The 25,976-nt window shown below is 72.4% G+C and carries 23 protein-coding genes; 9 read left to right on the plus strand and 14 right to left on the minus strand.

Annotation, left to right across the window (positions count from 1 at the left end; all coding sequences use genetic code 11):
- Positions 1 to 91: 91 nt before the first annotated feature.
- Entirely contained in the window at positions 92 to 931 is an 840-nt protein-coding gene (locus tag ABZW03_RS13175) for a class I SAM-dependent methyltransferase (RefSeq protein WP_355256013.1), read from the minus strand.
- A 152-nt stretch (positions 932 to 1,083) separates the two neighbouring features.
- The gene (locus ABZW03_RS13180) at positions 1,084 to 1,905 is read right to left on the minus strand and encodes a cyclase family protein (RefSeq protein ID WP_355256016.1); all 822 of its coding nucleotides are present in this window, start codon (positions 1,903 to 1,905) and stop codon (positions 1,084 to 1,086) included.
- A gap of 86 nt (positions 1,906 to 1,991) precedes the next feature.
- Between ABZW03_RS13180 and ABZW03_RS13185 the strand changes: the two genes are divergently transcribed.
- Positions 1,992 to 2,498 (plus strand): MarR family transcriptional regulator, encoded by a 507-nt coding sequence (locus ABZW03_RS13185; protein ID WP_355256019.1) that lies wholly within the window; start codon positions 1,992 to 1,994, stop codon positions 2,496 to 2,498.
- A gap of 101 nt (positions 2,499 to 2,599) precedes the next feature.
- Here the strand turns inward: ABZW03_RS13185 and ABZW03_RS13190 are convergent, their stop codons facing one another.
- Complete coding sequence (locus ABZW03_RS13190; protein WP_355256022.1) at positions 2,600 to 3,835, minus strand: serine hydrolase domain-containing protein; 1,236 nt, start codon at positions 3,833 to 3,835, stop codon at positions 2,600 to 2,602.
- A 214-nt stretch (positions 3,836 to 4,049) separates the two neighbouring features.
- Between ABZW03_RS13190 and ABZW03_RS13195 the strand changes: the two genes are divergently transcribed.
- Positions 4,050 to 4,703, plus strand: a complete 654-nt coding sequence (locus ABZW03_RS13195; RefSeq protein WP_355256025.1) for a nitroreductase family protein — start codon at positions 4,050 to 4,052, stop codon at positions 4,701 to 4,703.
- A 326-nt stretch (positions 4,704 to 5,029) separates the two neighbouring features.
- Complete coding sequence (locus ABZW03_RS13200) at positions 5,030 to 5,737, plus strand: response regulator transcription factor (RefSeq protein WP_355256028.1); 708 nt, start codon at positions 5,030 to 5,032, stop codon at positions 5,735 to 5,737.
- A gap of 22 nt (positions 5,738 to 5,759) precedes the next feature.
- On the opposite strand, the gene ABZW03_RS13205 is transcribed toward ABZW03_RS13200, so the two are convergent.
- Positions 5,760 to 6,740 carry an LLM class F420-dependent oxidoreductase gene (locus tag ABZW03_RS13205; RefSeq protein WP_355256031.1) on the minus strand — a complete coding sequence of 327 codons (981 nt, stop codon included), beginning with the start codon at positions 6,738 to 6,740 and terminating at the stop codon, positions 5,760 to 5,762.
- 149 nt (positions 6,741 to 6,889) lie between these two features.
- Between ABZW03_RS13205 and ABZW03_RS13210 the strand changes: the two genes are divergently transcribed.
- Complete coding sequence (locus tag ABZW03_RS13210) at positions 6,890 to 7,210, plus strand: metalloregulator ArsR/SmtB family transcription factor (protein WP_355256034.1); 321 nt, start codon at positions 6,890 to 6,892, stop codon at positions 7,208 to 7,210.
- Positions 7,211 to 7,365: 155 nt separating this feature from the next.
- The gene (locus tag ABZW03_RS13215) at positions 7,366 to 7,767 is read left to right on the plus strand and encodes a hypothetical protein (protein ID WP_355256036.1); all 402 of its coding nucleotides are present in this window, start codon (positions 7,366 to 7,368) and stop codon (positions 7,765 to 7,767) included.
- A 100-nt stretch (positions 7,768 to 7,867) separates the two neighbouring features.
- Here the strand turns inward: ABZW03_RS13215 and rodA are convergent, their stop codons facing one another.
- From rodA to ABZW03_RS13255, 8 genes are all read right to left on the minus strand, one after another.
- Complete coding sequence (gene rodA / locus ABZW03_RS13220) at positions 7,868 to 9,070, minus strand: rod shape-determining protein RodA (RefSeq protein WP_355256039.1); 1,203 nt, start codon at positions 9,068 to 9,070, stop codon at positions 7,868 to 7,870.
- Positions 9,067 to 11,385, minus strand: a complete 2,319-nt coding sequence (gene mrdA / locus ABZW03_RS13225) for a penicillin-binding protein 2 (protein WP_355256042.1) — start codon at positions 11,383 to 11,385, stop codon at positions 9,067 to 9,069. Before mrdA ends, rodA begins: the two co-directional genes overlap by 4 nt.
- A gap of 51 nt (positions 11,386 to 11,436) precedes the next feature.
- Positions 11,437 to 12,075 (minus strand): rod shape-determining protein MreD, encoded by a 639-nt coding sequence (gene mreD, locus ABZW03_RS13230; protein WP_355256045.1) that lies wholly within the window; start codon positions 12,073 to 12,075, stop codon positions 11,437 to 11,439.
- Between the two features lie 3 nt (positions 12,076 to 12,078).
- The gene (mreC, locus tag ABZW03_RS13235; RefSeq protein ID WP_355256048.1) at positions 12,079 to 13,044 is read right to left on the minus strand and encodes a rod shape-determining protein MreC; all 966 of its coding nucleotides are present in this window, start codon (positions 13,042 to 13,044) and stop codon (positions 12,079 to 12,081) included.
- A 114-nt stretch (positions 13,045 to 13,158) separates the two neighbouring features.
- Positions 13,159 to 14,184, minus strand: coding sequence for a rod shape-determining protein (locus ABZW03_RS13240; protein WP_049648984.1), 1,026 nt, complete (start codon positions 14,182 to 14,184; stop codon positions 13,159 to 13,161).
- A 329-nt stretch (positions 14,185 to 14,513) separates the two neighbouring features.
- A complete protein-coding gene (gene ndk / locus ABZW03_RS13245; RefSeq protein ID WP_224277488.1) occupies positions 14,514 to 14,927 on the minus strand; it encodes a nucleoside-diphosphate kinase in 414 nt (137 codons plus the stop codon).
- Between the two features lie 107 nt (positions 14,928 to 15,034).
- Positions 15,035 to 15,385 carry a DUF4233 domain-containing protein gene (locus ABZW03_RS13250; protein WP_355256051.1) on the minus strand — a complete coding sequence of 117 codons (351 nt, stop codon included), beginning with the start codon at positions 15,383 to 15,385 and terminating at the stop codon, positions 15,035 to 15,037.
- 1 nt (position 15,386) lies between these two features.
- Positions 15,387 to 16,745 (minus strand): folylpolyglutamate synthase/dihydrofolate synthase family protein, encoded by a 1,359-nt coding sequence (locus ABZW03_RS13255; RefSeq protein WP_355256069.1) that lies wholly within the window; start codon positions 16,743 to 16,745, stop codon positions 15,387 to 15,389.
- A gap of 217 nt (positions 16,746 to 16,962) precedes the next feature.
- Between ABZW03_RS13255 and ABZW03_RS13260 the strand changes: the two genes are divergently transcribed.
- From ABZW03_RS13260 to ABZW03_RS13270, 3 genes are all read left to right on the plus strand, one after another.
- On the plus strand, positions 16,963 to 18,396 hold the full coding sequence (locus tag ABZW03_RS13260; protein ID WP_355256053.1) for a glycosyltransferase family 2 protein: 1,434 nt from the start codon (positions 16,963 to 16,965) through the stop codon (positions 18,394 to 18,396).
- Between the two features lie 49 nt (positions 18,397 to 18,445).
- Complete coding sequence (gene wecB / locus ABZW03_RS13265; RefSeq protein WP_355256055.1) at positions 18,446 to 19,600, plus strand: UDP-N-acetylglucosamine 2-epimerase (non-hydrolyzing); 1,155 nt, start codon at positions 18,446 to 18,448, stop codon at positions 19,598 to 19,600.
- A 162-nt stretch (positions 19,601 to 19,762) separates the two neighbouring features.
- Positions 19,763 to 21,307 carry a glycosyl hydrolase family 18 protein gene (locus ABZW03_RS13270; protein WP_355256057.1) on the plus strand — a complete coding sequence of 515 codons (1,545 nt, stop codon included), beginning with the start codon at positions 19,763 to 19,765 and terminating at the stop codon, positions 21,305 to 21,307.
- Positions 21,308 to 21,337: 30 nt separating this feature from the next.
- Here the strand turns inward: ABZW03_RS13270 and ABZW03_RS13275 are convergent, their stop codons facing one another.
- Both ABZW03_RS13275 and ABZW03_RS13280 read right to left on the minus strand, forming a co-directional pair.
- Positions 21,338 to 21,862: a hypothetical protein gene (locus ABZW03_RS13275; protein WP_355256059.1), complete on the minus strand. Its 525-nt coding sequence runs from the start codon at positions 21,860 to 21,862 to the stop codon at positions 21,338 to 21,340.
- A gap of 320 nt (positions 21,863 to 22,182) precedes the next feature.
- Positions 22,183 to 24,822 carry a valine--tRNA ligase gene (locus tag ABZW03_RS13280; protein ID WP_355256062.1) on the minus strand — a complete coding sequence of 880 codons (2,640 nt, stop codon included), beginning with the start codon at positions 24,820 to 24,822 and terminating at the stop codon, positions 22,183 to 22,185.
- A 193-nt stretch (positions 24,823 to 25,015) separates the two neighbouring features.
- Between ABZW03_RS13280 and ABZW03_RS13285 the strand changes: the two genes are divergently transcribed.
- Positions 25,016 to 25,870 (plus strand): hypothetical protein, encoded by an 855-nt coding sequence (locus ABZW03_RS13285; RefSeq protein ID WP_355256065.1) that lies wholly within the window; start codon positions 25,016 to 25,018, stop codon positions 25,868 to 25,870.
- Positions 25,871 to 25,976: the final 106 nt, after the last annotated feature.

Consider the following 25,976-nt stretch of genomic DNA (forward strand, 5'->3'; position numbering starts at 1 on the left):
GAACGACGCGCCCGCAGGACGCGCCCCGGAAACGCCGGCGGGCCGGCCGCCCCCCGCAGGGGTGACCGGCCCGCCGACGGCCGCGGGTGCGTCAGTCCCGCCGCCCCCAGGCGGTGAAGACCGCGAGGGACAGGTCGCGGAACTCCGGGTCGGCGAGCTCCCGGTACGCCGCCGCGAAGTCCTCCTCGGTGGCGAGCCCGGCGGCCACCACGGCCGGCCGGGTCTGCTCCAGGGTGAGCCGCCACCACTCGGCCTCGTCGTCCCCGCCGGTGACCAGCTGGAAGCGCGCGTCGTAGCCGAGCCCGCTCAGCCCCTTGCCCTCCAGCGGCACCGGCAGGCTGCGCGCCCACTCGGTGTCGGTGCCCACCGCGGTCTCCAGGTGGCGGCGGAAGGCCCGCAGCACGGTCCGGTAGCCGGGGTGCGGCGAGTCCTTGATCGGGAAGAAGGCCGGCTCCTCCAGCACCAGCGTCCCGCCCGGGGCCAGCCACCGGACGAGCCGCTCCACCGCCTTCTCCGGGTCGGGCAGGTGGACCACCACGTACCGGGCGTGGATGAAGTCGAAGGAGGCGGGCGGGAAGTCGTCGGTGTAGACGTCGTGGCGCAGCACCCGCACGCCGTCGGCGGCGAGTTCGTCCAGGAAGGTGGTGTCGAGGTCGGTCACGGTGACCTCGGCGCCCTGCCCGGCCAGCCAGCGGGCGACCGAGCCGCCGCCCCCGCCGACCTCCAGCACCCGGTGCCCGGCCCGCAGGCCGAGCGCCCGGAAGCGGCTGCGGGTGTGCTCGTCCAGGACGGACTCCAGCAGCCGCAGCCGGTGCAGTTCGGTGTCCACGGCGTGGCTGAACACCCCGTCGCGGTAGCGCTCCTCCTTCCATTCCCAGCGTTCGCCGGTGGCCCCGGCGAAGACGGACTCCGAGTCGGTCTGTACGGTCATTGGGCTTCTCCTGTGGTCGCGGTCGGACGTGCGGTCGCGGTCGGACGTGCGGTCGTGGTCGGACGTGCGGTCGTGGTCGGACGTACGTGTGAGCGGGCGTACGGGCAGGGTCAGCGGGCAGCGGCCAGGGGTCAGAGGTCAGAGGTCAGAGGTCAGACGAAGGCGAGCACGCGCACCGGGCCGCCGGTCCCGCCGAGGTGCTTGGGCGCGCCGACCACCGCCACGGCGCCGAGGTCGGGCACGGTGTCGAGCCCGGCGAGGCACTCGATGGCGTACTTGCCGGCCGGCAGCAGCACCCGGTGGGTGTCCGGGTCGGCCGGGCGGGTGCCGGGGTCCAGGCTGATCGAGTCGGTGCCGACGCCGACCACCGAACGCTCGGTGACCAGGAAGTGCGCGGCCTCCACCGAGATCCCGGGGAAGCGGTAGAGCCCCTCCGCCGGGTCGAGGTTGAGGAAGGCGCCGGGGGTGTCGAGCCGGTGCGCCCAGTCGTTGTCGACGGCGAGCAGCGCGCCGTCGGGGATGCGGCCGTGCCGGCTCTCCCACCTCAGCAGGTCGTCGACGGTCAGTTCGGTGACGTGGTCGCGGGCGGCGCGCTCGCCGATCCGGACCACGGCCAGCGGCGCGACCAGGGTGTCGGCCGGGATCTGGTGGGTGGCCAGGCCGTCGTCGTCGAAGTGCGAGGGCGCGTCGAGGTGGGTGCCGATGTGCTCGTTGTAGGTGAGTTCGAAGGCGTTGTACTCGTGCTCGGCGAGGTTGGCGAGCCGCTTGATCTCCATCGGTTTGACGTACAGCTCGAACACCGGCCAGTCCGGGCCGACCACGTGGGTGAGGTCCCGGACGGCCCCGCGCGGCAGGCTGATCGGGGCTCTGGCCGGGAGCGGCGCCGAGACCTCGGCGGGCGCGGCGGTGACGGGACCGGCGGGCCCAGTGGCGGTGTGGCCGGTGGCGCCGGCCACCGTCTCCGGTGAGCACATGGGATTCCCCTTTCTGAAGAACATCTAGCGAAAAACAATCTCCTGAACGCGTTATGCTGGTGGCCCCGCCCGCAGAAGGAGTTCCGATGGCCACCGCCCCGCGGACGCCCCGCCTCGCCTCGCCCAGTCGGACGGACGACGCGGGCGAGCGCCGGCAGTACTTCGCGACGCTCACCCGGGAGCGCCCCGACATCGCGCTCTGCCGGGCCACCACGGTGGTCGCCCGGGCGATCGACGAGGAGCTGACCGGCGCCCGGCTGTCGGTGGCCCAGCACCTGGTGCTGAAGATGCTGGACGCCGTCGGCGCCTGCTCCCAGCAGGAGTTGAGCGAGCAGCTGCGGATCGACCGCAGCGTCATGGTCGGCTGCATCGACGGCCTGGAGAGCGCCGGACTGGTGGTCCGCGAACGCCACCCGCGTGACCGCCGCGCCTACGCCGTCACCATGACCGACGCCGGTGCGCGGGCCCTGTCCGAGGCGGAGGCGGGCATCGCCCCGATGATGGACCGGGTGTTCGCCGCGCTCACCGCGGAGGAACGGGACACGCTGATCCGGCTGACCCGCAAGCTCCTCGCCGTTCAGCCGGGCGGGTGAACCCCGCCCCGGCCGACCGGCACCCCCCGGTCGGCCGACGCCCATCGGTCAGCCGACGTCCATCGGCCGGCCGACGCCCGCCGACCCACCGGCCGCGCCGGTCAGTCCACCAGCGCCTGGTTGACCAACTGCCGCAGCCGCCCGTGCAGTTGGTGAGCGCTGGAAGGCATCAGCTGGGTCAGGAACAGCACCGTCAGCCGCTCCACCGGGTCCACCCAGAAGATCGTGGACGCGGCACTGTGCCAGCCGTACTCCCCCGCGCTGGCCGGCACCCCGGCGGCCGCCGGGTCCTGCACCACGGCGAAGCCGAGCCCGAAGCCGACCCCGGCGGTGGGCATCTCGGAGAACACCGGCCGCCCGACGGTCTTCAGGTCGCCGCCGCCGGGCAGGTGGTTGCGCAGCGCGTGCCGCAGGGTGTGCCGGCCGAGCACCCGCACGCCCTGGTACTCGCCCTCGCCGAGCAGCATCTGGCTGAACCGGTGGTAGTCGGCGAGCGTGGTGACCAGTCCGGAGCTGCCGGAGAGGCAGTCCGGCTCGCGCAGCACGTCGCCACCGAAGGCGTCGTTGCGCACCGCCTTCCCGTTCGCCGGGTTGACGACGTAGAAGGCGGCCAGCCGGTCGGCCTTGTCGGCCGGGACGTGGAAGCCGGTGTCCGCCATGCCGAGCGGGCCGAGCACCCGCTCGGCCAGGAACTCGTCCAGCCGACGGCCGGAGGCGACCTCGATCACCCGCCCGAGCACGTCGCTGGAGGCGCCGTAGTTCCAGGCGGTGCCGGGCTCGAAGAGCAGTGGGAAGGACGCCCACTTCGCCACGCACTGGGCGAGGTCGAGGCCGGGGGCGGTGGTCCACTCGAAGCCGTTGGCGGTGTAGATCTCGTCCACCGGGTGGGCCCGGTGGAAGCCGTAGGTCAGGCCGGAGGTGTGGGTGAGCAGGTGCACGATCCGGACCGGCTCGGCGGCGGGGACGGTGACCGGCCGGGAGGCCGGCCCGCGCTGGTAGACCCGGACGTCGGCGAACTCCGGCAGGTACCGGGAGACCGGGTCCTGGAGGCCGATCGCGCCCTCCTCCAGCAGTACCAGCGCGGCCACCGAGGTGACCGGCTTGGTCATCGACCAGGACCGGTAGATGGTGTCCGGCGTCTGCGGCAGGCCGTTCTCGACGTCTCGGTGCCCGTACCCGGCGAGGTGGGCGACCTTCCCGCCGCGGGTCACCGCGAGCTGCCAGCCGGGCAGCCGGCCGTCGTCCACGTAGGCCCGGAGGTACTCGTCGATCCGGCGCAGCCGCGCGGGATCCAGCCCGACCTCGGCCGGTTCGACTTCGACTTTGATCTGCGACATGGCGTCCTCTCGCGGTCGAGCACTCTCGTCATGTTTCGAATGTTCGAAGATAGTGGAAGCATAGGAACAATCAACTCGGCACACAAGGGCGGAACTTGATATCCCGTGAGGTCCAGCAGGTGGACTTCGAATGTTGCGCGAGCTTCGAACCATCAATAGGATCCGGAAGGATCCGCACCCCCCTTTCCGACCCGACCGGAGCTGGAGCCTGCTCATGCCGCCCCTCGCGCTTTCCATCGACGAACTCCTCACCACCACCCGGGCGGTGCGCAAGCGACTGGACCTCACCCGCCCGGTGGAGCGCGAGCTGGTCGAGGAGTGTCTGGCCCTGGCCACCCAGGCCCCCACCGGGCGCAACCGCCAGCGCTGGGACTTCGTGATCGTCACCGACCCGGCCAAGCGCTCCGCCATCGCCGACCTCTACCGGCTCGGCCTGGTCCGCCCCCGCCAGCAGGTGGTCGGCACCGGCGTGGACCGCACCGTCGGCGACCAGCTGCGCCGGCTCCGTCTGGCCGAGAGCGCCCAGCACCTCTTCGACCACCTGCACGAGGTCCCGGTGCTGGTGATCCCCTGCGTCCGGATCGAGGGCCGGCACGAGGTCGACTCCTTCGTCGGCCAGGCCAACACCTGGGGCTCGATCATCCCGGCCACCTGGCAGTTCATGCTCGCCGCCCGCTCCCGCGGCCTCGGCACCGCCTGGACCACCCCGCACCTGCACTACGAGCGCGAGGCCGCGCAGATCCTCGGCATCCCCTACGAGACCGTCCTCCAGGCCGCGCTGATCCCGCTGGCCCACACCATCGGCACCGACTTCCGCCCCGGCCCCCGGGTCGGCACCGAGCAGATCGCCCACTGGGACACCTGGTAGCCCCGATCGCACCGGGCCCCGCCCGGGATTCCTTGACCACCGCTCGGGCCGATCTTTAGGATGGCTGCCATGTTCCGGGAACGTCGGGTCAACGGCCCTGCCGCCGAAGCGACTTCCGACCGCGCGACGCTCCGCCGCCGCTGTCGTCCCTGAACCCTCCTCCCGCGTCGACGCACCGATCCGCGCACCCGATCCGCGCACCGATCCGACGCCGGAAGCAGATCTCCTCTCATCATCACGATTCCGCCCCGCGGCAGGTGCCCCCACGCACTCCGCCGGTGACGGCTGCCCGGAGCCCCGGAATCTCGACGGCAAGGAGAACGAACATGAGCCTGTCCCTCTACCGCCCCGCCGATCCGTCCGGCCCCACCGACCCCACCGTCCGGGTGCTCATCTGCGCCGCCTCACCGCTGCTGCGCACCGGGCTGCGCACCATCCTGCAGCGCTCCCCCGGACTGCAGCCCCTGACCGAACTCTCCACCACCGCCCGGATCGCCCAGGCCTGTGCCGCCAAGCGCCCGGACGTGGTGGTCATCGACACCGACATGCCCGGAATGGAGGCCTGCGAGGTCAAGAAGCTCACCACCGACCGGGAGACCGGGCAGCCCGGCACCATCCTGCTGGTCCGCCCCGGCGATCCGGACCGGATGCTCGACTACCTCAGAGCCGGCGCCCGCGGCCTGGTCCTGCGCGACGGGCCCGAGTCCGACATGGTGCACGCGGTCCGGGCGGTCGCCGCCGGGAACGCGCTGATCTCCCCGTCGATCACCGCCGAGGTGGTCACCGAGATGGCCCGCCGGCTGCCCGGACCGCCGCTGCACACCCCGCCGCTGCTCCACCTGCTCACCCCTCGAGAACAGGAGGTGCTCACCCTGATCGCGGGCGGGCTGTCCAACGCCGAGATGGCCGCCGAACTCCACCTCAGCGAGAAGACCGTCAAGTTCCACGTCTCCAACGTGCTCGGCAAGCTGCGGGTGCGCAGCCGGGCCCAGGCGATGGTCTACGCCCGGTCGGGACACCGGGCGGCCGGCTGAGCCACCGGCCGCCGCTGCGGCGTCACGTCTGCGGGGCCAGGGCCCGCAGCGTGTCGCGCATCCCCTCCACCCCGGGGCCGAACTCCGGCACCGGCAGCACCGCCAGCAGCGGCGTGTCCACCCCCGCCGCCACGAACTCCGCCACCCGCTCCCGGCACTCCTCCGGGGAGCCGTGCACCAGCAGCGCGTCGACCAGGTGCTCGGGCACCGCCGCGCAGGCGCCGTGGAAGTCGCCCGCCGCCCACGCGGCGTGCGAGGCGGCCAGCTCCTCGCCGCGCCCCAGCCAGTCGTGGAAGCCGCCGTACGTCCGGGCGTTGAGGATCGGCCCGAGCAACTGCCGCCCCTGCCACCGGGCGTGGTCGCGGTCCCGGGTCGGGCAGACGAACAGCCGGGCCACCACCTCCTTGCCGCGGCCCTCCTCCCCCATCGCGGCCCGCACCCGCGGCACGTCCGCGGCCGCCAGGAAGTTGGTCACCAGCCCGTCCGCCTCCCGCCCGGCCAGCCGCAGCATCTGCGGGCCGAGCGCGCCGATCATCACCGGCGGCACCGGGTCCGGCCGCAGCGCCGGGGCGTACCCCTCGATGGTGAAGGAGTCGAACGCGCCCCGCACCGGCCGCCCGGCCAGCGCCTGCTTCAGGAACCGCACGGTGTCGCGGACCCGGCGGTACGGGTGCTCGAACGGGATGCCGTTGATCCGGGTGACGAACGGCGGGCCGGAGGAGCCGACGCCCACCACCACCCGGCCGGGCGCGGCCTCGGCCAGCGAGGCGACCGTCATCGCGAGCAGCGCGGGCCCGCGGGTCTGCACCGGCACCACCCCGGTGCCCAGTCGCAGGGCCGGCGCCCAGGCCGCGGCGAGCGCCAGCGGGGTGAAGCCGTCGTAGCCCGCCGCCTCGCCGGTCCACACGTCGGTGTAGCCCAGGTCGGGCAGTTCCTCGACCAGGGCGCGGTGGCGGTGCAGCGGGACGCCGCGCAGCGGGAGCGTCAGACCGTAGCGGCCCACGGCCACCTCCCGGCGGTTCGCTCGCGGCGCTCACTCATCGGTGTCCTTCCGCGGGAACGGCGGTGCGAGCCGGCCCCATTGCCTAAGATTGGATAGTACGCAAAAGTTCGAACAAGCCGTCACACCACCAGGACGACCGAGGAGCCGCCATGCGCACCCCCAGCCACCCGGCCACCGAATCCCTCCAGCTCGCCGGCATCTTCCACGCCCTCAGCGACCCGGCCCGCCTCTCCATCGTGACCGGCCTGGCCGAGGTCGAGGAGCAGTGTTGCAGCGACCTGGACGTCCCGCTCTCCAAGTCGACCCTCTCGCACCACCTCAAGGTGCTGCGCGAGGCCGGCGTCACCACCACCCGGGTCGAGGGCACCCGCCGACTGATGTCGCTGCGCCGGGACGACCTCGACCTGCGCTTCCCCGGCCTGCTGGACGCCGTGCTGAACGCGGCGCGTGAGCCTGCCGACGCCCACTGATTCTCCCCGACACTCCCGGGGCCGCTCTTCGGCCGTACGAACGGTCTGCACCCCGGCCTTTGGACCTGAATCGGCCCGGCCCGCCCCCACCGGGCCCGCCGATGGCCGAGGCTGGGCCGCATCCCTACCGTCCGCAGCCCGCACTGGAGTCCGCCGTGCCCGTCGACATCCGCGCCCACGAGACCGCCGCCCGCGCCGCCCTCGACGCCTTCCTCGACGCCCTCAACAGCCGCGACCTGGCGGCCTGGGCGGACACCCTCCACTACCCGCACCTCCGGGTGCACGAGGGCGAGGTGACGCTCTGGCCGGACCGGGCCGACTACCTCGAACGCTCCGCCCCCGAGCTGGCGCAGCTGGTCGGCTCCGGCTGGGCCCGCAGCGGCTGGGAGAGCGTCGAGCTGAGCCAGTCCTCCCCCGACCAGGTGCACGCCCTGGTCCGCTTCGCCCGCTACGACGACGCCGGGGAGCGCACCGGCGCCTTCGACTCGGTCTACGTGCTCACCCGGCGCTCCGACCGCTGGGGCGTGCTCGCCCGGATCGGCTTCCAGGCCGTCTGAGCCGGGGACGACGCACGCGGGGAGCGACCCCGGACACGAGCGCGGGGCCGACCCGGGAAGATCCCGGACCGGCCCCGCTGTGACGCGCCTCGTACCGCGCTCAGGCCGCTATGGGCCGCTGGCTCCGCACCGCCTGGAGCAGCCCTATCGCCACCCAGTTGGCGAACATCGACGAACCGCCGTACGAGACGAACGGCAGCGGGATGCCCGCGACCGGCATGATGCCCAGGCACATCCCTATGTTCTCGAAGGCCTGGAAGGACAGCCAGGCGACGACCCCGGCCGCCACGATCGTCCCGTACAGGTCGGTCGCCTGCCGGGCGATCCGGCAGGCCCGCCAGAGGATCACGCCGACCAGCAGGATGATCCCCAGCGCCCCGACGAAGCCCAGCTCCTCGCCGGCCACGGTGAACACGAAGTCGGTCTGCTGCTCCGGCACGAACTGCCCGGTGGTCTGCGTCCCGTGGAACAGCCCCTTGCCGAACAGGCCGCCCGAGCCGATCGCGATCCGGGCCTGCGCGGTGTTGTAGCCGACGCCGGAGGGGTCCAGCTGGGGGTTGGCGAAGGCGGCGAAGCGGTCGATCTGGTACTGGCTCAGCACGCCGAGCTTCCAGATCGCCACGCACCCGGCGGTGCCCGCCAGCAGCAGGCCGAGCACCCAGCGGTTCGCCGCGCCCGAGCCGAGCAGGATGCCCAGCACGATCGCGGCCATCACCATCACCGAGCCGGCGTCCGGCATCAGCATCACGATCGCCATCGGCAGGCACGCCCACACCAGGCCGCGGAACACCGCCCGGTGCGAGGGGAACTCCCGCTCCCCCGCGTCGACCTGGTCCGCCAGCACGACCGCCATCGCCAGCACGATCGCGAGCTTCGCGAACTCGGCCGGCTGGATCGAGAAGCCGCCGCCGAGCTGGATCCAGGAGTGCTGGCCGTTGATGGTCGAGCCCAGCGGACTGAGCGTCGCCAGCAGCAGCACGATCACGCCGACGTACAGGAACGGCACGATGGTGCGGAACCGCCGGCTCCCTATCGCTATCACCACGGAGCACAGCACCAGCCCGACCACGAAGTTGGTCAGGTGCCGGTACAGGAAGTACTGCGGGTCCCCGTGGGTCAGCGAGTCGCGCCCGCGGGTGGCCGACCAGACCAGCAGCGAGCTGCCGGCCGAGAGGGCCAACGCGGCCAGCAGCAGTATCCAGTCCAGCCGCCACAGCGGGGAGTCCTTGGCCAGCAGGGCCTTGGAGACCCCGCCGCGCTGGGGGGCCAGCCGCAGCTGCCGGTACGAGCCGTAGGAGGTCATGCCCGTCCCCTTCCCGGTCCGCGCGTGGGTTCGAGCGCGGCGTTCGCCGCGGTGTACGACACCGGACGGTCGGCCGGCGGCGCCTCGTCCAGGAAGGCCGCCGCGGGGCCCGGCTGCGCGGCGTCGAGCAGGGCCGGAGCCGCCGCGACGACCGGGGTCAGGGCCGAGGCCTGGGCCTGGGCGGACGGAGCCGCACCGGCGCCGTACGAGACCGGCTTGATGATCGCGGTGCCGTCCGGGTTGAACTTCGGCAGCTCGGCCTGCGGCGCCGGCAGCAGCGCCTTGGAGTTGTCGATGCCGCCCTTGTCGTCCACGCCGTACAGCGCCTGGTAGATCCGGCGCACGGCGTCGCCGGACCCGCCGGAGCCGGTGCCGCCCTGGCTTATCGTCATGACGACCGCGTAGTCCTTGCTGTACGTGGTCAGCCAGGAGGTGGTCTGCTTGCCCTCGACCTCGGCGGTGCCGGTCTTGGCGTGCAGCGCGATCTTGTCCTGCGGCCAGCCCGCCTGCGCGAACTTCCACGCGGCGGTACCGCTCTTGACGACGCCCTCGGTGGCCTGGTTGATGTAGCTCAGCAGCTTCTCGTCGCCGGGGAACTTGGCGTCCGCCTGCGGGGCGATCTCGCGGACGAGCTCCCCGCCCGGGCTTATCACCGCCTTGGCGATGGTCGGCCGGTAGAAGGTGCCGCCGTTGGCCAGCGCCGAGTAGATCCGGGCCATCTGGACCGGGGTGACGAGGGTGTCGCCCTGGCCGATCGCGAAGTTGACGGCGTCACCGGCGCGCATCTGGTAGCCGTCGACGCAGTTCTCCCGGGCGATCTGGTCGGAGTAGCTGTTCCCGCCCTTCTGCCCCTGCGCGCACCAGGCGTCCTTGTTGTTGTCGTAGAAGGACTGCTTCCACTGCCGGTCCGGCACCCGGCCGGCCACCTCGGACGGCAGGTCGATGCCGGTCTTGGCACCGAGGCCGAACTCGTGGGCGGTCTTGAAGAACCAGTCGGCCGGCTCCTTCTTCGGCTTGATGCCGCCGTCCTTCACCCACTGGTCGTTCGCCAGGCCGTAGAAGACGGTGTCGCAGGAGACCTCCAGCGCCTTCTCCAGCGTGATGGAGCCGAAGCTCTCGCTCTCGAAGTTCTTGAACTCGCGGCCGCCGATGACCACGCTCTTGGGGCACGGGTAGGTGCCGTCCAGCGGGTAGCCGGCCTGCACGGCGGCGGTGGTGGAGATGACCTTGAAGGTCGACCCGGGGGCGGACTGGCCCTGTATGGCCCGGTTCAGCAGCGGGAAGTTGGAATCCTTGCTGGTCAGCGCCTGGTAGTCCTTGCCGCTGATGCCGCCCACCCAGAGGTTCGGGTCGTAGGTCGGGGCGCTCGCCATCGCGACGATCCGCCCGGTGTGCACGTCCATCACCACGGCGGCGCCGGAGTCGGCCTCGTAGTTGCGGTTGGTGACCTTGTCGAAGGTCTTCCGGGCGTCGGCCATGGCCTGCGCCAGGTTGTCCTCGACCACCTTCTGCACCCGGGCGTCGATGCTGGTGACCAGGTTGTCGCCGGTCTGCGGGGCGACGGTGCCGGCGGTGCCGATCACCCGGCCGAGGTTGTCCACCTCCAGCTTGGTGATGCCCGCGGTGCCGCGCAGGTCCCGGTCGTACACCGACTCCAGGCCAGCCCGCCCGATCTGGTCGGCCGGCAGGTAGCGGTCCAGGCCGCTCTTCCCGGCGGTCTTGCTGACCTCCTCGTCGGTGACCGGCGAGAGGTAGCCGAGCACCTGGGCCATGTTGGCGCCCTCGACGCCGGTGTAGCGGCGCACGGCGGTGGGCTGCGCGGTGACCCCGGGGAAGTCCTCGCGGCGCTCCATTATCTGCATCGCCTGCTGGGTGGTCGCCTCCTTGGTGACCGGGATCGGCTGGTACGGCGAACCGTTCCAGCAGGGCTGCGCGGTCTTGGCGTCGCAGAGCCGGACCTTCTCCTGCACGTCCTTGGCCGGCATCCCCAGCACCTCGGCCAGCCGGGCCAGCACCGCCTTGCCGCCGTCCTTCTGCTGGAGCAGCGAGGTGCGGCTGACCGAGACCACCAGCCGGGTCTCGTTCCCGGCCAGCACCCGCCCGGAGGCGTCCAGGATCTCGCCGCGGACGGCCGGCTCGACCACCTCGCGGATGTGGTTGCCGGTAGCCTTCGCGGTGTACTCCTTGGCGTTGCGGATCTGCAGGTACCACAGCCGCCCGCCGAGGGTGGCGAGCAGCGACAGCACCAGGATCTGCAGCACCACCAGACGGATCGTCACCCGTCGGGTGCGGCCGGTCTCGGGGATGTTGCTCACGTCTCGTGCGCTCCAGGATGCGGGGAGGTCGGGTGGTCGGGGCCGGTCCGGCTACGGGCGGCGGGCGAAGCCGGGCACGCGCCGCTTCTTGTACGACGGGCCCCTCGAGGCCTCGCGGGTGGTGCGGTAGCGGGCCAGCGTGCCCAGGCCGGAGCCGCCCTCGTCGTCGTCCGCGGCGGCCACCGGGTCGCGCCCGAAGCGGCGGCCGAGGTACATCACCAGCGGCACCACGAAGGGCGCCAGCAGCAGGTCGTAGAGCAGGGCGCTGATCACCAGTCCGCCGAGGCCGACGTGCCGGGCCGCGGTGTCGCCGACCAGGGCGCCGACCAGGGCGTAGAGCAGGGTGGAGGCGATCGCCGCGGCGCCGACCACCACCAGCGAGCCGCCGACGGAGCGCTGGCGGCCGTGGTCCGGGCGCAGCAGCCCGGCGGCGTAGCCCATCAGGCAGAGCACCAGCGCGTAGCGGCCGATCGCGTGGTCGGAGGGCGGCGCGAGGTCGGCCAGCAGGCCCCCCGCGAAGCCGACCAGGCAGCCGCCGGTGGGCCCGTAGACCATGGCCAGGCCGACCACGACGAGCAGCAGTATGTCCGGGGTGGCGCCCGGGAGCTGGAGCCGGCCGAACACGCTGACCTGGAGGATCAGGCCGAACAGGATGAGGCCGGCGGAGACGGGGATGCGGGCGAGGCGCATGGCTCAGTTCCCCCCAGTGGGCTTGGCGGGCGGGGCGGCGGGCACGGCGGCCTGGACCTGGCCGGGCGCGGCGGCCGGGCCGGGCGCGGCGGCCGGCTGGCCCGGGGCGGGCGCCGGCGGCAGGACGGCGTCGCGCGGGTCGGCGCGCGGCGGCACGACCACCACGCCGACCAGGTCCAGCCGGGTGAACTGGACGAAGGGCTCGACCAGGACGGTCTTGGTCAGCTGGCCGGCGTTGGCCTGGACCTCGACGACCTTGCCGACCGGGACGCCGGGCACGAACGGGCGGCCGCTCTGCGAGCCGAAGGTGACCAGCCGGTCGCCGGCCTTGACCTGGGCCTTGCCGTTGAGCAGGGAGACCTTCATCGGGCTGTCGCCGCCGCCGGAGGCGAAGCCGATCTCGCCGGTGCCCTCCAGCCGGGTGCCGGCCGAGAAGCCGGGGTCGGAGGCGAGCAGCACGGTGGCGGTGGTCGGGGCGACGGTGGTGATCCGGCCGACCAGGCCCTGGCCGTTGATCACCGTCATGTCGCGGGTGAGGCCGTCGTCGCTGCCGGCGTCGATGGTGATGGTCCAGGAGAAGCCCTGCGCCGGGCCGATCGCGATGGTCTGGGCGGCCTTGACGGTGTAGCCGCCGGCGCCGGCGGTGCGCAGCAGGTCGTCCAGCTGCTTGGTGCGCCCGGTGGCCATGTCGGAGGAGGCGAGCTTCTGCCGCAGTTCGGTGTTCTCGCGGGCGAGCTGGTCGGTGCGGCCGCTGTCGGTGGCCGCGTCCCGGAAGGCGCGGACGGTGTCGGCGACGGGGTCGACGACGGTGGCGGCTCCGCGCTCGACCGGTCCGAGGACACTGGCGGCGGCGTGCCGGGCCGGGCCGAGCGGGGAGTCCTCACCGCCCTTGATGTCCACGGTGATCAGCGCGAAGGCGACGGCCACCAGCAGGATGAGCAGCAGCCGGCTCTCTCGTGTGTCCCTCACGGTGCTGGTACTGCCCCTTCGTACCTGGCCGCCGCGCGGGGCTGTGGGCCCGGGCGGCGGCCCGTTCGGTCGAGTGTCGGATGTGTCGCGTGGTGCCGGCGGTGCGGCGACCTGTCAACGACGCGGCGAAGCGTCGAGTACCTGCTGGAGCGCCTCGAACTCCTCGACGCACTTGCCGGAGCCGAGCGCGACGGAGTCCAGCGGGTTCTCCGCGATGTGGATCGGCATGCCGGTCTCGCGGCGCAGCCGCTCGTCCAGGCCGCGCAGCAGGGCGCCGCCGCCGGTGAGCACGATGCCCCGGTCCATGACGTCGCCGGCCAGCTCGGGCGGGCACTGGTCGAGGGTGGTCTTGACCGCGTCGATGATCGCGTTGACCGGCTCGTCGATGGCCTCGCGGACCTCGGCGGCGGAGATGACCACGGTCTTGGGCAGGCCGCTGACCAGGTCGCGGCCGCGGATCTCGGCGTGCTCGTCCTTCTCGCCCTCCAGGCCGAAGGCGCTGCCGATGCTCATCTTGATCTGCTCGGCGCTGCGCTCGCCGAGGAGCAGCGAGTACTCCTTCTTGATGTGCTGGACGATCGCGTTGTCCAGCTCGTCGCCGGCCACCCGGATGGACTGGGCGGTGACGATGCCGCCGAGGGAGATCACGGCGACCTCGGTGGTGCCGCCGCCGATGTCGACGACCATGTTGCCGGTGGCCTCGTGGACGGGCAGGCCCGCGCCGATCGCGGCGGCCATCGGCTCCTCGATGATGTGCACCTGGCGGGCGCCGGCCTGCGAGGAGGCCTCGATGACGGCGCGGCGCTCGACGCCGGTGATGCCGGAGGGCACGCAGACCACGACGCGCGGGCGGGCGAGGTAGCGGCGGCGGTGGATCTTGAGGATGAAGTACCGCAGCATCCGCTCGGTGATCTCGAAGTCGGCGATCACGCCGTCCTTGAGCGGGCGGATGGCGACGATGTTGCCCGGCGTGCGGCCGATCATCTTCTTGGCCTCGGCCCCGACCGCGAGGATGCCGCCGGTGTTGGTGTTCACCGCGACGACCGACGGCTCGTTCAGGACGATGCCCTTGCCCCTGACGTACACCAGCGTGTTGGCTGTTCCGAGGTCGATCGCCAAGTCGCGGCCGATGAACGACAGGTTGCTCGCCATGGGGTGTGGGTGCCTTCCCGGGCTCGGAGTTCATGGGGGGTGGACGAATGCGCGCCCACGCTTGGGCGGAGACCAGCTGAGCTGCCTTACCGGGCCCTTGAGTCGCGTCCATCGTAGTCACGCCGCGCGGTACGGACGTCGACGTGGGGCATACCGTCCATTGTCCGGGGCCTGATCGCATCTCCGAGGATTGGGACGCCGTGTCGGCGCCGCCAGTTCCCTATTTCACGATAAGAATGCCCCGGCCGGGCCAATGGTCCCGACCGGGGCGGTACGAACGTCCCGCCGGGCGTGTCGCCCGGTTCGTGCTCGCCGGATCAGGCGTGCGCGGGGAAGAAGATCTTGATCTCGCGCTCGGCGGACTCCGGGGAGTCGGAGGCGTGGATCAGGTTCTCGCGGGTGATCGTCGCGTAGTCGCCGCGGATGGTGCCGGCCCCGGCCTCCAGCGGGTTGGTGGCGCCGGCCAGCATGCGGATGCCCTTGACGACCTCCTCGCCCTCGACGATCAGGGCGATCGACGGACCGGAGGTCATGAACTCCAGCAGCGGCTCGTAGAACGGGCGGCCGACGTGCTCCGCGTAGTGCTGCTCCAGCGTCGCCCGGTCGAAGGTGCGCAGCTCGATGGCGGCGAACCGCCAGCCGGCCTTGCGCTCGATGCGGCTGATGATCTCGCCGGCCAGGCCGCGGCGGACGGCGTCGGGCTTGAGCAGGACGAGAGTGCGCTGGGACACGGTGCGTCTCCTGGGGATTCGGTGCGGCGGGCGGTCGGGTCGACGAGGGCGCCGACACGGCAGAGGTTACCTTGCGTACACGGCGTGTCGGTCCGCCGGTCCGGGCCTCAGGCCTGTACCGCGGCGGCCTCGGCGGCGGCCCGGGCGGCCTTGAACTCGTCCACCTTGCGGCCGTAGTGCACCGAGCACCACCACAGGCCGGCGAAGACCACGCCGAGGCCGAACATGGTCGGCAGGACGAAGCCGCCGGCGATCAGGCCGATCTGCAGCGCCCAGCCGATCTGCACCGCGCCGGGGCGGTTGATCATGCCGCAGAGCAGCACGCACAGCGCCATCGCGATGCCGCTGACGGTCCAGATCTCCGCGGTGGAGACGTCGGAGAGCCGCATCGCGACCAGCGCCGCGAAGAGGATCAGCAGCGCTTCGCCGATCAGCGTCGAGGAGCAGAGCGTCCTCATGTCACTTCCTCCCGAGCAGCAGGCGGGCCTCGCCCACCGTGATGACCGAACCGGTGACCAGCACCCCGGCGCCGCCGAGGTCGCCCTCCTCCTCGGCGAGGGTGACGGCGGCGGCGATGGCGTCGTCGAGGCGGGGCTCGACCTGGACGCGGTCCTCGCCGAAGACCTCGACGGCCAGGGCGGCGAGCGCGTCGACGTCCATCGCGCGGTGGGTGGAGTTCTGGGTGACGACGACCTCGGCCAGGATCGGCTCGAAGGCCTCCAGCACGCCGGCCACGTCCTTGTCCCCGGAGGTGCCGATCACGCCGACGAGCCGGGTGAAGCCGAAGGACTCGGTGAGCGCGGCCACGGTGGCGCGGGCGCCGTGCGGGTTGTGCGCGGCGTCCAGGACGATCGTGGGGCTGCGGCGGACGACCTCCAGGCGGCCCGGCGAGGAGACGCCGGAGAAGGCCTGGCGGACCTTCTCCACGTCCAGCTGCCCGCCGCGCGCGCCGCCGACGCCGAAGAAGGCCTCGACCGCGGCCAGGGCGAGGGCCGCGTTGTGCGCCTGGAACTCGCCGTGCAGCGGGATGAAGACGTCCTCGTACTCCTCGCCGCCGAGTCCGCGCAGCGTCACCAGCTGCCCGCCGACGGCGAGTTCGCGGCGGATCACGCCGAACTCCATGCCCTCGCGGGCGACCGTGGCGTCGATCTCGACGGCGCGGCGCAGGATGGTCTGGGCGGCGTCCAGCTGCTGCTGGGCGACGACGGCGACGGAACCGGCCTTGATGATCCCGGACTTCTCGACCGCGATCTCGCCGGTGGTCCCGCCGAGCTTGTCGGTGTGGTCCAGCCCGATGGGGGTGATCACCGCGACGGCGGCGTCGATGACGTTGGTGGCGTCCCAGGAGCCGCCCATGCCGACCTCGACCACGGCGACGTCCACCGGGGCGTCGGCGAAGGCGGCGTAGGCCATGCCGGTCAGCACCTCGAAGAAGGACATCGGCACCGGCTGCGCGGCGTCGACCATCTGCACGTAGGGCTCGATGTCGCGGTAGACCTCGACGAAGCGCTCGGGGGTGATCGGCGCGCCGTCCAGGCTGATCCGCTCGGTGACGGACTCCACGTGCGGGCTGGTGTAGCGGCCGGTGCGCAGCTCGAAGGTGTTGAGCAGCTGCTCGATCATCCGGGCCGTGGACGTCTTGCCGTTGGTGCCGGTGATGTGGATGGAGGGGAAGGACCGCTGGGGCTGGCCCAGGATGTCCATCAGCGCCTCGATCCGGTCGAGCGAGGGCTCCAGCTTGTTCTCCGGCCAGCGCTGGGAGAGCTCTGCCTCGACGTCGCGCAGGGCGTCGCCGGTGCCGCCGTCGGCGGGGCGGATGGTGTACGGGTTCGGGTCGGCCTTGTCGCTCACGACCACAGTCTACGGAGCGCTGGCCGCTCCTCCTCACGGGGTGAGAACGACCACTTTGCCCGTTCTTTCCCATGATCACCTAGTTTCCTCCCTTTACTATTGATTTAGCGATTTGAACCGCAACGAAGCATCGATTCGCAGATGACAGGAGCCCTAAGCCTTTGATCATGAGGAGCATTGCGCCATGCCCGACGCCCTGCACGAGTGGATCGTGCTTCGCCAGGACGCCGTCGTCTGGTGCGCCGGACTGATCTCCCTGGCGCTCGTCGGCTACATGGCGCTGGTCTTCGGACGCTTCCTCGTGTACTGGGCGGGCTCCCGCCACGCCTTCCGGCACAACCGCCCCGCCGAGCCCGGCGACCCCGCCGCCTTCCAGTGGCACCTGGTGATCCCCTGCCGCGACGAGGAGGCCGTGGTCACCCAGACCCTGGACGGCCTGCGGAGCAGCGCGCCCGAGGCCCACCTCTGGGTGATCGACGACGACAGCGAGGACGCCACCCGCGAGCTGGTGCTCGCCGCCGCGGCCCGCGACCCGCGGGTCCACCTGGTCCAGCGCCGCCGCCCGCACGCCCGGATCGGCAAGGGCGCCGCCCTCAACGCCGCCTACCGGGAGATCTCCGCCTGGCTGCCCGAGGGCACCGACCGCTCCCGGGTGGTGATCGGCGTGGTCGACGCCGACGGGCAGCTCGACCCGGGCACCCTCGCCCAGGTCTGCAACCCCAAGGCGCTCGGCCGGGACGACACCGGCGCCGTCCAGATCGGCGTCCGGATGCGCAACGCCGACGACGAGCTCCCGCTGCCCGGCCGCGGCCGGGCCGCCAACGCCCTGGCCCGCGCGCTGGTGCGGATGCAGGACGTCGAGTTCCAGGCCAACAACGCCGGCATGCAGCTGCTGCGCCGCCGCACCGGCAGCGTCGGCCTCGGCGGCAACGGCCAGTTCGTCCGGCTCACCGCGCTCGACTCGCTGACCGTCGAGGAGGGCCGGGCCGGCCGCCCCTGGCCGGAGCGCGCCCTGCTGGAGGACTACGAGTCCGGCCTCGACCTGCGGCTGGCCGGCTGGCGGCTCACCCACGTCGCCGAGGCCAACGTCTCCCAGGAGGGCCTGATCTCGCTGCGCCGCTTCCTCACCCAGCGCACCCGCTGGGCCCAGGGCAACATGCAGTGCCTGCGCTACACCGGCCGGGTGCTGCGCTCCCCGCACTACACCGTGTCCGGCAAGGCCGAGGTGCTGTACACCTTCCTCCAGCCGGTGGTCTGCGTGCTGCTGGTGCTGCTCTTCCCGCTCTCGCTCGGGATCACCGGCGCCGGGCTGGTGCTCTTCCCCGAGGAGACCGCCGAGTTCCAGCTCAGGTTCGGCCCGTGGATGCTGCTCGTCTTCGCGCTCGCCACCCTGCCGATGGTGCTCTGGGGCTTCGCCTACCGCCGGCTCGTCCACGCCGACCGCAGCCGGCTGACCGGCCTGCTCTGGGGCGTCCTGGTCTGGCTCTACGCCTACCACCTGTTCGTGGTCGCCGCCCGGGCCGCCGTCCGGATGCTGCTCGGCCGCAACGGCTGGGCCAAGACCCGCCGCAACGCCGAGAAGGTCTCCCTCGGCGCCCCCACCGCGCTCGAGTCCTGAGCGGACACCCCCCACGCTTCCCCTCCCCCACCTCCCCCCGGAGTCCCGCATGAGCATGCGCCTGCCCCCGTCCAGCGTCGCCGTCGTCCTGGGCACCCGCCCCGAGCTGGTCAAGCTCGCCCCGCTGATCCACGAACTCGGCGACGCCACCCGGCTGGTGCACACCGGCCAGCACTGGGACGAGGCGATGTCCGGCCGCTTCCTGCGCGACCTCGACCTGCCCGAGCCCGAGCTGCTCACCGGGGTCGGCGGCCGCCCCCGGGCCGGCCAGATCGCCCAGTCGCTGGGCCAGCTGGACGCCGCCTTCGCCGAGGACCGCCCCGCCGCCGTGGTCGTCCAGGGCGACACCAACGCCACCCTGGCCGGGGCGCTGGCCGCCAACGCCCGGGAGATCCCGCTGGTCCACGTCGAGGCCGGGCTGCGCAGCTTCGACCGGGCGATGCCCGAGGAGCACAACCGGGTGATGGTCGACCACGTCTCCGACCTGCTCTGCGCCGCCACCGGGGAGAACGTCGCCAACCTGCGCGCCGAGTCGCTGGCCGAGGACCGGATCGAGCTCACCGGCAACACCGTCGTCGAGGTGGTCCGCCGTCAGCTGCCGGACGGGGCCGCCCGCGCCGCGCTGCTCGCCGCGCACGGGCTGCGCCCGGACGCGTACGTGCTGGCCACCGTGCACCGCCCGGAGAACACCGACACCGCCGAGGCGCTCGGCGCGGTGCTCGCCGAACTGGACCGGATCGCCCGGGCCGGCACCCCGGTGCTGTTCCCGATGCACCCGCGCACCCGGGCCGCCGTCGAGCGCTTCGGCCTGGACGGCCTGCTGGAGCGGCTGGCCGTCACCGGTCCGGTCGGCTACGGCGACTTCCTGGGCCTGGCGAGCCACGCGGCGCTGCTGGTCTCCGACTCCGGCGGCGTGCAGGAGGAGTGCACCGTCCTCGGCCGCCCGCTGCTGGTGGTGCGCCGCTCCACCGAGCGCCCGGAGGCGGTGGCGGCCGGCTTCGCCGCGCTGGTGCGGCCCGGCGAGGAGCTGGGCACCCTGGCCCGCGCCTGGCTCTCCGACACCCCCGAGCGGCTCGCCCGGCTGGCGGCCACCCCGAGCCCGTACGGCGACGGCCTGGCCTCGGCCCGGATCGCCGCACTGACCGCGGCGATCGCCGAGTCGGCCGGAGTCGGGTCGGCCGGGTCCGAGCTGCTGGCCGCCTGAGGCCCCCTTGACAGCAGAATTGGTCTACTCCACCTTGTGAGGCAAGTCTCCGTTCCCGACCGGGACTTGAGTTGTCGGTAGCTCCCACGCGCACCATCGACACCCCGGACGGCGACCTCCCCCACGAGGCGCCGCCGGGCCTCCCCCACTGGAGACGGAGTCATGCCACCTGCCCGACACCGGCGCCCGCGCGCCGTCCACTCACTGCTCGCCGGAGCGAGCGCCCTGGTCATCGGCCTGGGCGGGCTCGTCCTGGCCGGCGGCACCGGCGCCCACGCCGCCGACACCGACCTGATCACCAACGGCGGCTTCGAGAGCGGGAACCTGTCCGGCTGGACCTGTTCGAGCGGCACGGTCCAGAACACCACCGTCCACTCCGGCAGCTACGCCCTGCAGTCCGCCCCGGGCGCGGCCGACACCGGCGAGTGCACCCAGACCGTCGCGGTGAAGCCCTCCTCCTCGTACACCCTGAGCTCCTGGGTGCAGGGCTCGTACGTCTACCTGGGCGCCCGCGGCACCGGCGGCACCGACCCCAGCACCTGGACCCCGGGCACCGGCTGGACCCAGCTGAGCACGAGCTTCACCACCGGCCCCGGCACCACCAGCGTCACCGTCTACCTGCACGGCTGGTACGGGCAGCCGGCCTTCGCCGCCGACGACGTCTCGCTGCTCGGGCCCGGCGGGCAGCCCTCCCCGAGCCCGACCGCCACCGCCACCGCCACCGCCTCGCCGAGCCCGACGGCCACCCCGACGGACCCCGGCAGCCCCACCGCGACGGCCACCGCGACGTCGACCCCGACCAAGCCCCCGGGCCTGCCCAAGCACATCCTCACCGGGTACTGGCAGAACTTCGACAACGGCGCCACCGTCCAGCGGATCAGCGACGTCCCGGCCGCCTACGACATCATCGCGGTCTCCTTCGCGGACGCCACCGCCACCCGCGGCGGGCTGAGCTTCACCCTCGACCCCGCCCTCTCCTCCCGCCTCGGCGGCTACACCGACGCCCAGTTCAAGGCCGACATCGCGGCCAAGCGGGCGGCCGGGAAACGGGTGGTGCTCTCGGTCGGCGGGCAGAACGGCACGGTCTGGGTCGGCGATTCCGCCTCCGCCGCGAACTTCACCGGCACCGCCTGGGCACTGATGCAGAGCTACGGCTTCGACGGGATCGACATCGACCTCGAGAACGGCATCAGCTCCACCTTCATGGGCCAGGCGCTGCACGCCCTGGCGGCGAAGGCGGGGAGCGGGTTCGTCCTCACCATGGCGCCGCAGACGATCGACATGCAGTCGACCGGCATGGAGTACTTCAAACTGGCGCTGAACGTGAAGGACATCCTCACCATCGTCAACATGCAGTACTACAACTCCGGTGCGATGAACGGCTGCGACGGGAACGTCTACTCCCAGGGCACCGAGAACTTCCTCACCGCGCTGGCCTGCATCCAGCTCAAGGGCGGGCTGCGGCCCGACCAGGTGGGCCTCGGGGTGCCGGCCTCCACCAGCGCCGCGGGCGGCGGGTACCTCGCCGCCGCCACCGTCGACAACGCGCTGGACTGCCTGGCCTCCGGCACCAACTGCGGCAGCTTCAAGCCGGACACCAAGTGGCCCGGCATCGGCGGCGCGATGACCTGGTCGACCAACTGGGACGCCAAGGCGGGCAACCCGGTCGCCAACACCATCGGCTCGCACCTGCACGCCATGCCGTAACCGGCCCTGCCCACGTGCCGGCGGCCCGGGTCAGACCCCGGCCCGGGCCTCCGGCACGTGCGCGGCACCGCCGTGCCGACGGCGCAACTCGGCCGTGATCTCGGCCAGTTCGCCGTCCGGCAGCAGCGGCAGCATCATCGCGACGCCCTGCAGCAGACCGCCGAGCAGGAAGGTGGTGTCGGGCGTTGCCGCCACCAGGCCGCGGACCTCGGCCACCTCGCCGGCCGCCACCGCCTCGATCAGCTGGGCGGCGCTCGCGGTCTCCTCGTCCACCTCGACCCCGCCGGTGTCCTCCGGGGCGCGCCGGGCCATCGCCCGCAGCACCTTGTCACCGACCTCGGGGGCGTACGCCTTGCGGACGGCCTCGGCGGCGATCCAGGTGAGCAGGGTGGTCACCTCGCGCTCGGCGTGCTCGGCGAACAGCAGGTCCAGCTCGTGGTCGAAGGCGAGCTGGTTGCCGTGCCGGAACGCGAGCAGCAGGGTCGCCGCCCTCGCCTTGGCCTCCTCGACCGCCTCGGCAGGCAGTTCGTCGACCAACTCCTCGGTCACCACCACGCCGTGCCCTCCCGTCCGTCGCTCAGCAGAACGCTCAGCAAAAACGCCCATTCGGAAACTCCGTGCACACGGTACACAGCGCACCTGCAAACTTCCGCGAACCCGCGCGGGCAAGACCGGAATCAATTCGCTCGGAATAGGACCTCACCCGGTCGCAGGATGATAATTCGCCGGAAGGGAGCAATGTTCCTGGGCTATTTGGTGTAAGGAAAGCGCTCCGGGAAGCCGGCCGCCCGCCCCGCCGGAACCGGAGCCGGAAAACGCCGAGGGGCCGCACCCCGCGTGTCGCGGAGTACGGCCCCTGCCGTGCGGCCGGCGGCTCAGCCCTGCGGCAGCGCCGCGAGCTGGGCGGCGATCCGGGCGATGTCGGCCTCGGCGGTCTCCTGGCGGGCCTTGATCTTGGCGACCACCTCGTCCGGCGCCTTGGCGAGGAACGCCTCGTTGCCGAGCTTGGCGGTGGTCTGCGCCTTCTCCTTCTCGGCGGCCGCGAGGTCCTTGGCCAGGCGCTTGCGCTCGGCCGCGACGTCGATGGTGCCGGAGAGGTCCAGCGCGACGGTGGCACCGGCGACCGGCAGCGAGGCGGTGGCCGCGAAGCCCTCCTCGGGGACGGTCAGCCGCAGCAGCGAGCGGATCGCGTCCTCGTGGACGGCCAGCACCGTGCCGGCCAGCTCCAGCTGGGCCGGGACGCGCTGCGCGGGCTGGAGGCCCTGGTCCGAACGGAACCGGCGGACCTCGGTGACCACCTGCTGCAGCGTGGCGACCTCCGACTCGGCGGCCGCGTCGCGGTAGCCGCTGTCCTTCGGCCACTCGGTCACGACCAGCGACTCGGCGCCGGTGAGCGCGGTCCACAGCGCCTCGGTGACGAACGGGACGACCGGGTGCAGCAGCCGCAGCGTGACGTCCAGGACCTCGCCGAGCACCCGGCGCGAGGCGTCCGCCTGCGGGCCGCCCTTGCCCAGGGTGGTCTTGGAGAGCTCGACGTACCAGTCGAAGACCTCGTCCCAGGCGAAGTGGTACAGCGCGTCCGTGGCCTTGGCGAACTGGAAGTCCTCGTACAGCGCGTCCACCTCGGCGACGGTGGCGTTCAGCCGCGACAGGATCCAGCGGTCGACCGCGGTCAGCTCCTCCGGCGCGGGCAGCGGGCCCTGGACGGTGGCGCCGTTCATCAGCGCGAAGCGGGTCGCGTTCCAGATCTTGTTGCAGAAGTTGCGCGAGCCCTTGACCCAGTCCTCGCCGATCGGCACGTCGGCGCCGGGGTTGGCACCGCGGGCCAGGGTGAAGCGGACGGCGTCGGCGCCGTAGGCGTCCATCCAGTCCAGCGGGTCGACGGCGGTGCCGGAGGACTTCGACATCTTCTTGCCGAACTCGTCGCGCACCAGACCGGTCAGGGCGACGGTCTTGAACGGCGCCTCGCCGTCCATCGCGTACAGGCCGAACATCATCATCCGGGCGACCCAGAAGAAGATGATGTCGTGGCCCGTCAGCAGGACGTCGGTCGGGTAGAACTTCTCCAGGTCGGCGGTCTTCTCCGGCCAGCCGAGCGTGGAGAACGGCCACAGGCCCGAGGAGAACCAGGTGTCCAGGACGTCCGGGTCCTGGACCCAGCCCTCGCCGGTCGGCGGCTGCTCGTCCGGTCCGACGCAGACGACCTCGCCGTTCGGGCCGTACCAGACCGGGATCCGGTGGCCCCACCAGAGCTGGCGCGAGATGCACCAGTCGTACATGTTGTCGACCCAGTCGAAGTAGCGGCGCTCCAGCTCCTTCGGGTGGATCTCCACCTTGCCGTCGCGGACGGCGTCGCCGGCGGCCTTGGCCAGCGGCTCGACCTTGACCCACCACTGCAGCGACAGCCGCGGCTCGACCACGGTGTGGCAGCGCGAGCAGTGGCCCACCGCGTGCATGTACGGACGCTTCTCGGCGACGATCCGGCCCTGCTCGCGCAGCGCGCCGACGACGGCCGAGCGGGCCTCCAGCCGGTCCATGCCGAGGAAGGGGCCGTGCACGGTGATCGCACCGCGCTCGTCCATCACGGTCAGGTTGGGCAGGTCGTGGCGCTGGCCGATGGCGAAGTCGTTCGGGTCGTGCGCGGGCGTCACCTTGACGGCGCCGGTGCCGAACTCCGGGTCGACGTGCTCGTCCGCGACGACCGGGATCTCCCGGTCGGTCAGCGGCAGCTTGATGGTCCGGCCGACCAGGTGCTTGTACCGCTCGTCCTCCGGGTGGACGGCCACCGCGGTGTCGCCCAGCATCGTCTCGGCCCGGGTGGTGGCGACGACGAGCGAGTCGTCGCCCTCGCCGTAGCGGATCGAGACCAGCTCGCCCGGCACCTCCTCGTGCTCCACCTCGATGTCGGACAGCGCCGTGAGGCAGCGCGGGCACCAGTTGATGATGCGCTCGGCGCGGTAGATCAGGCCGTCGTCGAAGAGCTTCTTGAAGATGGTCTGGACGGCCTGGGACAGGCCCTCGTCCATGGTGAAGCGCTCGCGCGACCAGTCCACGCCGTCGCCGAGGCGGCGCATCTGGCCGAGGATGCGGCCGCCGTAGTTCCGCTTCCACTCCCAGACCTTCTCGACGAAGGCCTCGCGGCCCAGGTCGTGCCGGGACAGGCCGGACTCGGCGAGCTGCTGCTCGACCTTGTTCTGGGTGGCGATGCCCGCGTGGTCCATGCCGGGCAGCCAGAGCGTCTCGAAGCCCTGCATCCGCTTGCGGCGGGTCAGCGCGTCCATCAGCGTGTGCTGGAAGGCGTGGCCCAGGTGCAGCGCACCGGTGACGTTCGGCGGGGGGATGACGATCGTGTACGCCGGCTTGTCGCTCTTCGCGTCGGCGGTGAAGTACCCACGGTCTACCCAGCGCTCGTACAGCTCGCCCTCTACGTCCGCGGGGGTGTAGGTCGTCGGGAGGGTTGCCGCATCGTCCCCGGCAAAGGTGCTCACGGGGCGCTGGTTCGTCGTGTCGGTCACGACGCACAGTTTACGTAACCGGGGGGTGGGTCACGAACCGCTTTCGGTCCGCGGACCCGCCGCGCCCGGGCGGGCCCCGGCCGGGCACCGTGCGGTAGCGTGCCCGGGCACTCGTCCGGCGGACCGGACGGGCACGGAACGACTGGACACCACGACGACAGGCCGCAGGTGCGGCGGGGGAGCACGGACGCAGATGTACGGCCAGGGACAGCAGTACCCGCAGGGACAGCCGCAGCCCTACGGCGGCCCGCCGCAGTACGGCCAGCCGCCGCAGCCCTACGGAGCGCCCCAGCCCCAACCGCAGTACGGCTACCCCCAGCAGCAGCCCTACGGGGCACCCCAGCCCCAGTACGGAGCGCCGCAGCAGCCGTACGGCGTGCCGCCGCAGGCGCCCTACGGCCAGCCGGGCTACCCGGTGGCGCCGCCGCCGAAGGGCAAGGGCGGCCTGGTGATCGGTCTGGTGATCGGCGCGCTGGTGCTGGGCGGCGGCGGCTTCGCCGCGTGGAAGTTCCTCGGCGGCAGCGACGCGGGCGGCCAGTACAAGCTCAGCGCCCCGCAGACGCTGCTGGACGGCTACGTCCAGAAGTCGGCGAAGGAGGAGGCCGCCGACATGAGCAAGCCCGACGTCGCGAAGGTCGGCAAGGACCTGCACGCGGTGGTCGCCAGCTACAGCAAGGGCACCGACGTCAAGAACGTGGACTCGCTGTCGGTGATCGGCATCTACGGGGACATCAACGACCCGGACCAGATCATCACCGAGTCGAAGTCCTCGAGCGGCGCGGCGACCTGGACCACGCCTATGGCCGACTACCCGGCGAAGGACAGCCGCGCCTCCGCGGGCAAGCTCAGCTGCGGCGTCATGAGCGTCCTCGCCGGCAAGACCGGCTCGACGGTCTGCGTGTGGGCGGACAAGTCCACCTACGGCCGGGTGACCTTCACCAAGATGAGCCTGTCCGCCACCGGCGACACCGGCGGCCAGGGCATCACCCCGGACCAGGCCGCGGAGAAGACCCGGGCGATCCGCGACGCCATGAAGGTCGCCAAGTAGCGCGCAGCACGCGGAGGGGCCCCCCCCCCGCAGCGGGTGCGGGGCCCCCACCCGGGGGAACGCCCCCCGGAGGGCGGAGAGGGACCCCCCGCGCGCGGGGTAAAGA

The sequence above is a fragment of the Kitasatospora sp. NPDC004799 genome, from assembly GCF_040609095.1.
Classification (GTDB): Bacteria; Actinomycetota; Actinomycetes; order Streptomycetales; family Streptomycetaceae; genus Kitasatospora.

What these genes read in the sequence shown, in the direction of transcription:
- ABZW03_RS13175 (WP_355256013.1), bottom strand. Translation starts at nt 931, where the DNA reads ATGACCGTACAGACCGACTCGGAGTCCGTCTTCGCCGGGGCCACCGGC.
- ABZW03_RS13180 (WP_355256016.1), bottom strand. Translation starts at nt 1,905, where the DNA reads ATGTGCTCACCGGAGACGGTGGCCGGCGCCACCGGCCACACCGCCACT.
- ABZW03_RS13185 (WP_355256019.1), top strand. Translation starts at nt 1,992, where the DNA reads ATGGCCACCGCCCCGCGGACGCCCCGCCTCGCCTCGCCCAGTCGGACG.
- ABZW03_RS13190 (WP_355256022.1), bottom strand. Translation starts at nt 3,835, where the DNA reads ATGTCGCAGATCAAAGTCGAAGTCGAACCGGCCGAGGTCGGGCTGGAT.
- ABZW03_RS13195 (WP_355256025.1), top strand. Translation starts at nt 4,050, where the DNA reads ATGCCGCCCCTCGCGCTTTCCATCGACGAACTCCTCACCACCACCCGG.
- ABZW03_RS13200 (WP_355256028.1), top strand. Translation starts at nt 5,030, where the DNA reads ATGAGCCTGTCCCTCTACCGCCCCGCCGATCCGTCCGGCCCCACCGAC.
- ABZW03_RS13210 (WP_355256034.1), top strand. Translation starts at nt 6,890, where the DNA reads ATGCGCACCCCCAGCCACCCGGCCACCGAATCCCTCCAGCTCGCCGGC.
- rodA (WP_355256039.1), bottom strand. Translation starts at nt 9,070, where the DNA reads ATGACCTCCTACGGCTCGTACCGGCAGCTGCGGCTGGCCCCCCAGCGC.
- mreD (WP_355256045.1), bottom strand. Translation starts at nt 12,075, where the DNA reads ATGCGCCTCGCCCGCATCCCCGTCTCCGCCGGCCTCATCCTGTTCGGC.
- ABZW03_RS13250 (WP_355256051.1), bottom strand. Translation starts at nt 15,385, where the DNA reads ATGAGGACGCTCTGCTCCTCGACGCTGATCGGCGAAGCGCTGCTGATC.
- ABZW03_RS13260 (WP_355256053.1), top strand. Translation starts at nt 16,963, where the DNA reads ATGCCCGACGCCCTGCACGAGTGGATCGTGCTTCGCCAGGACGCCGTC.
- wecB (WP_355256055.1), top strand. Translation starts at nt 18,446, where the DNA reads ATGAGCATGCGCCTGCCCCCGTCCAGCGTCGCCGTCGTCCTGGGCACC.
- ABZW03_RS13270 (WP_355256057.1), top strand. Translation starts at nt 19,763, where the DNA reads ATGCCACCTGCCCGACACCGGCGCCCGCGCGCCGTCCACTCACTGCTC.
- ABZW03_RS13285 (WP_355256065.1), top strand. Translation starts at nt 25,016, where the DNA reads ATGTACGGCCAGGGACAGCAGTACCCGCAGGGACAGCCGCAGCCCTAC.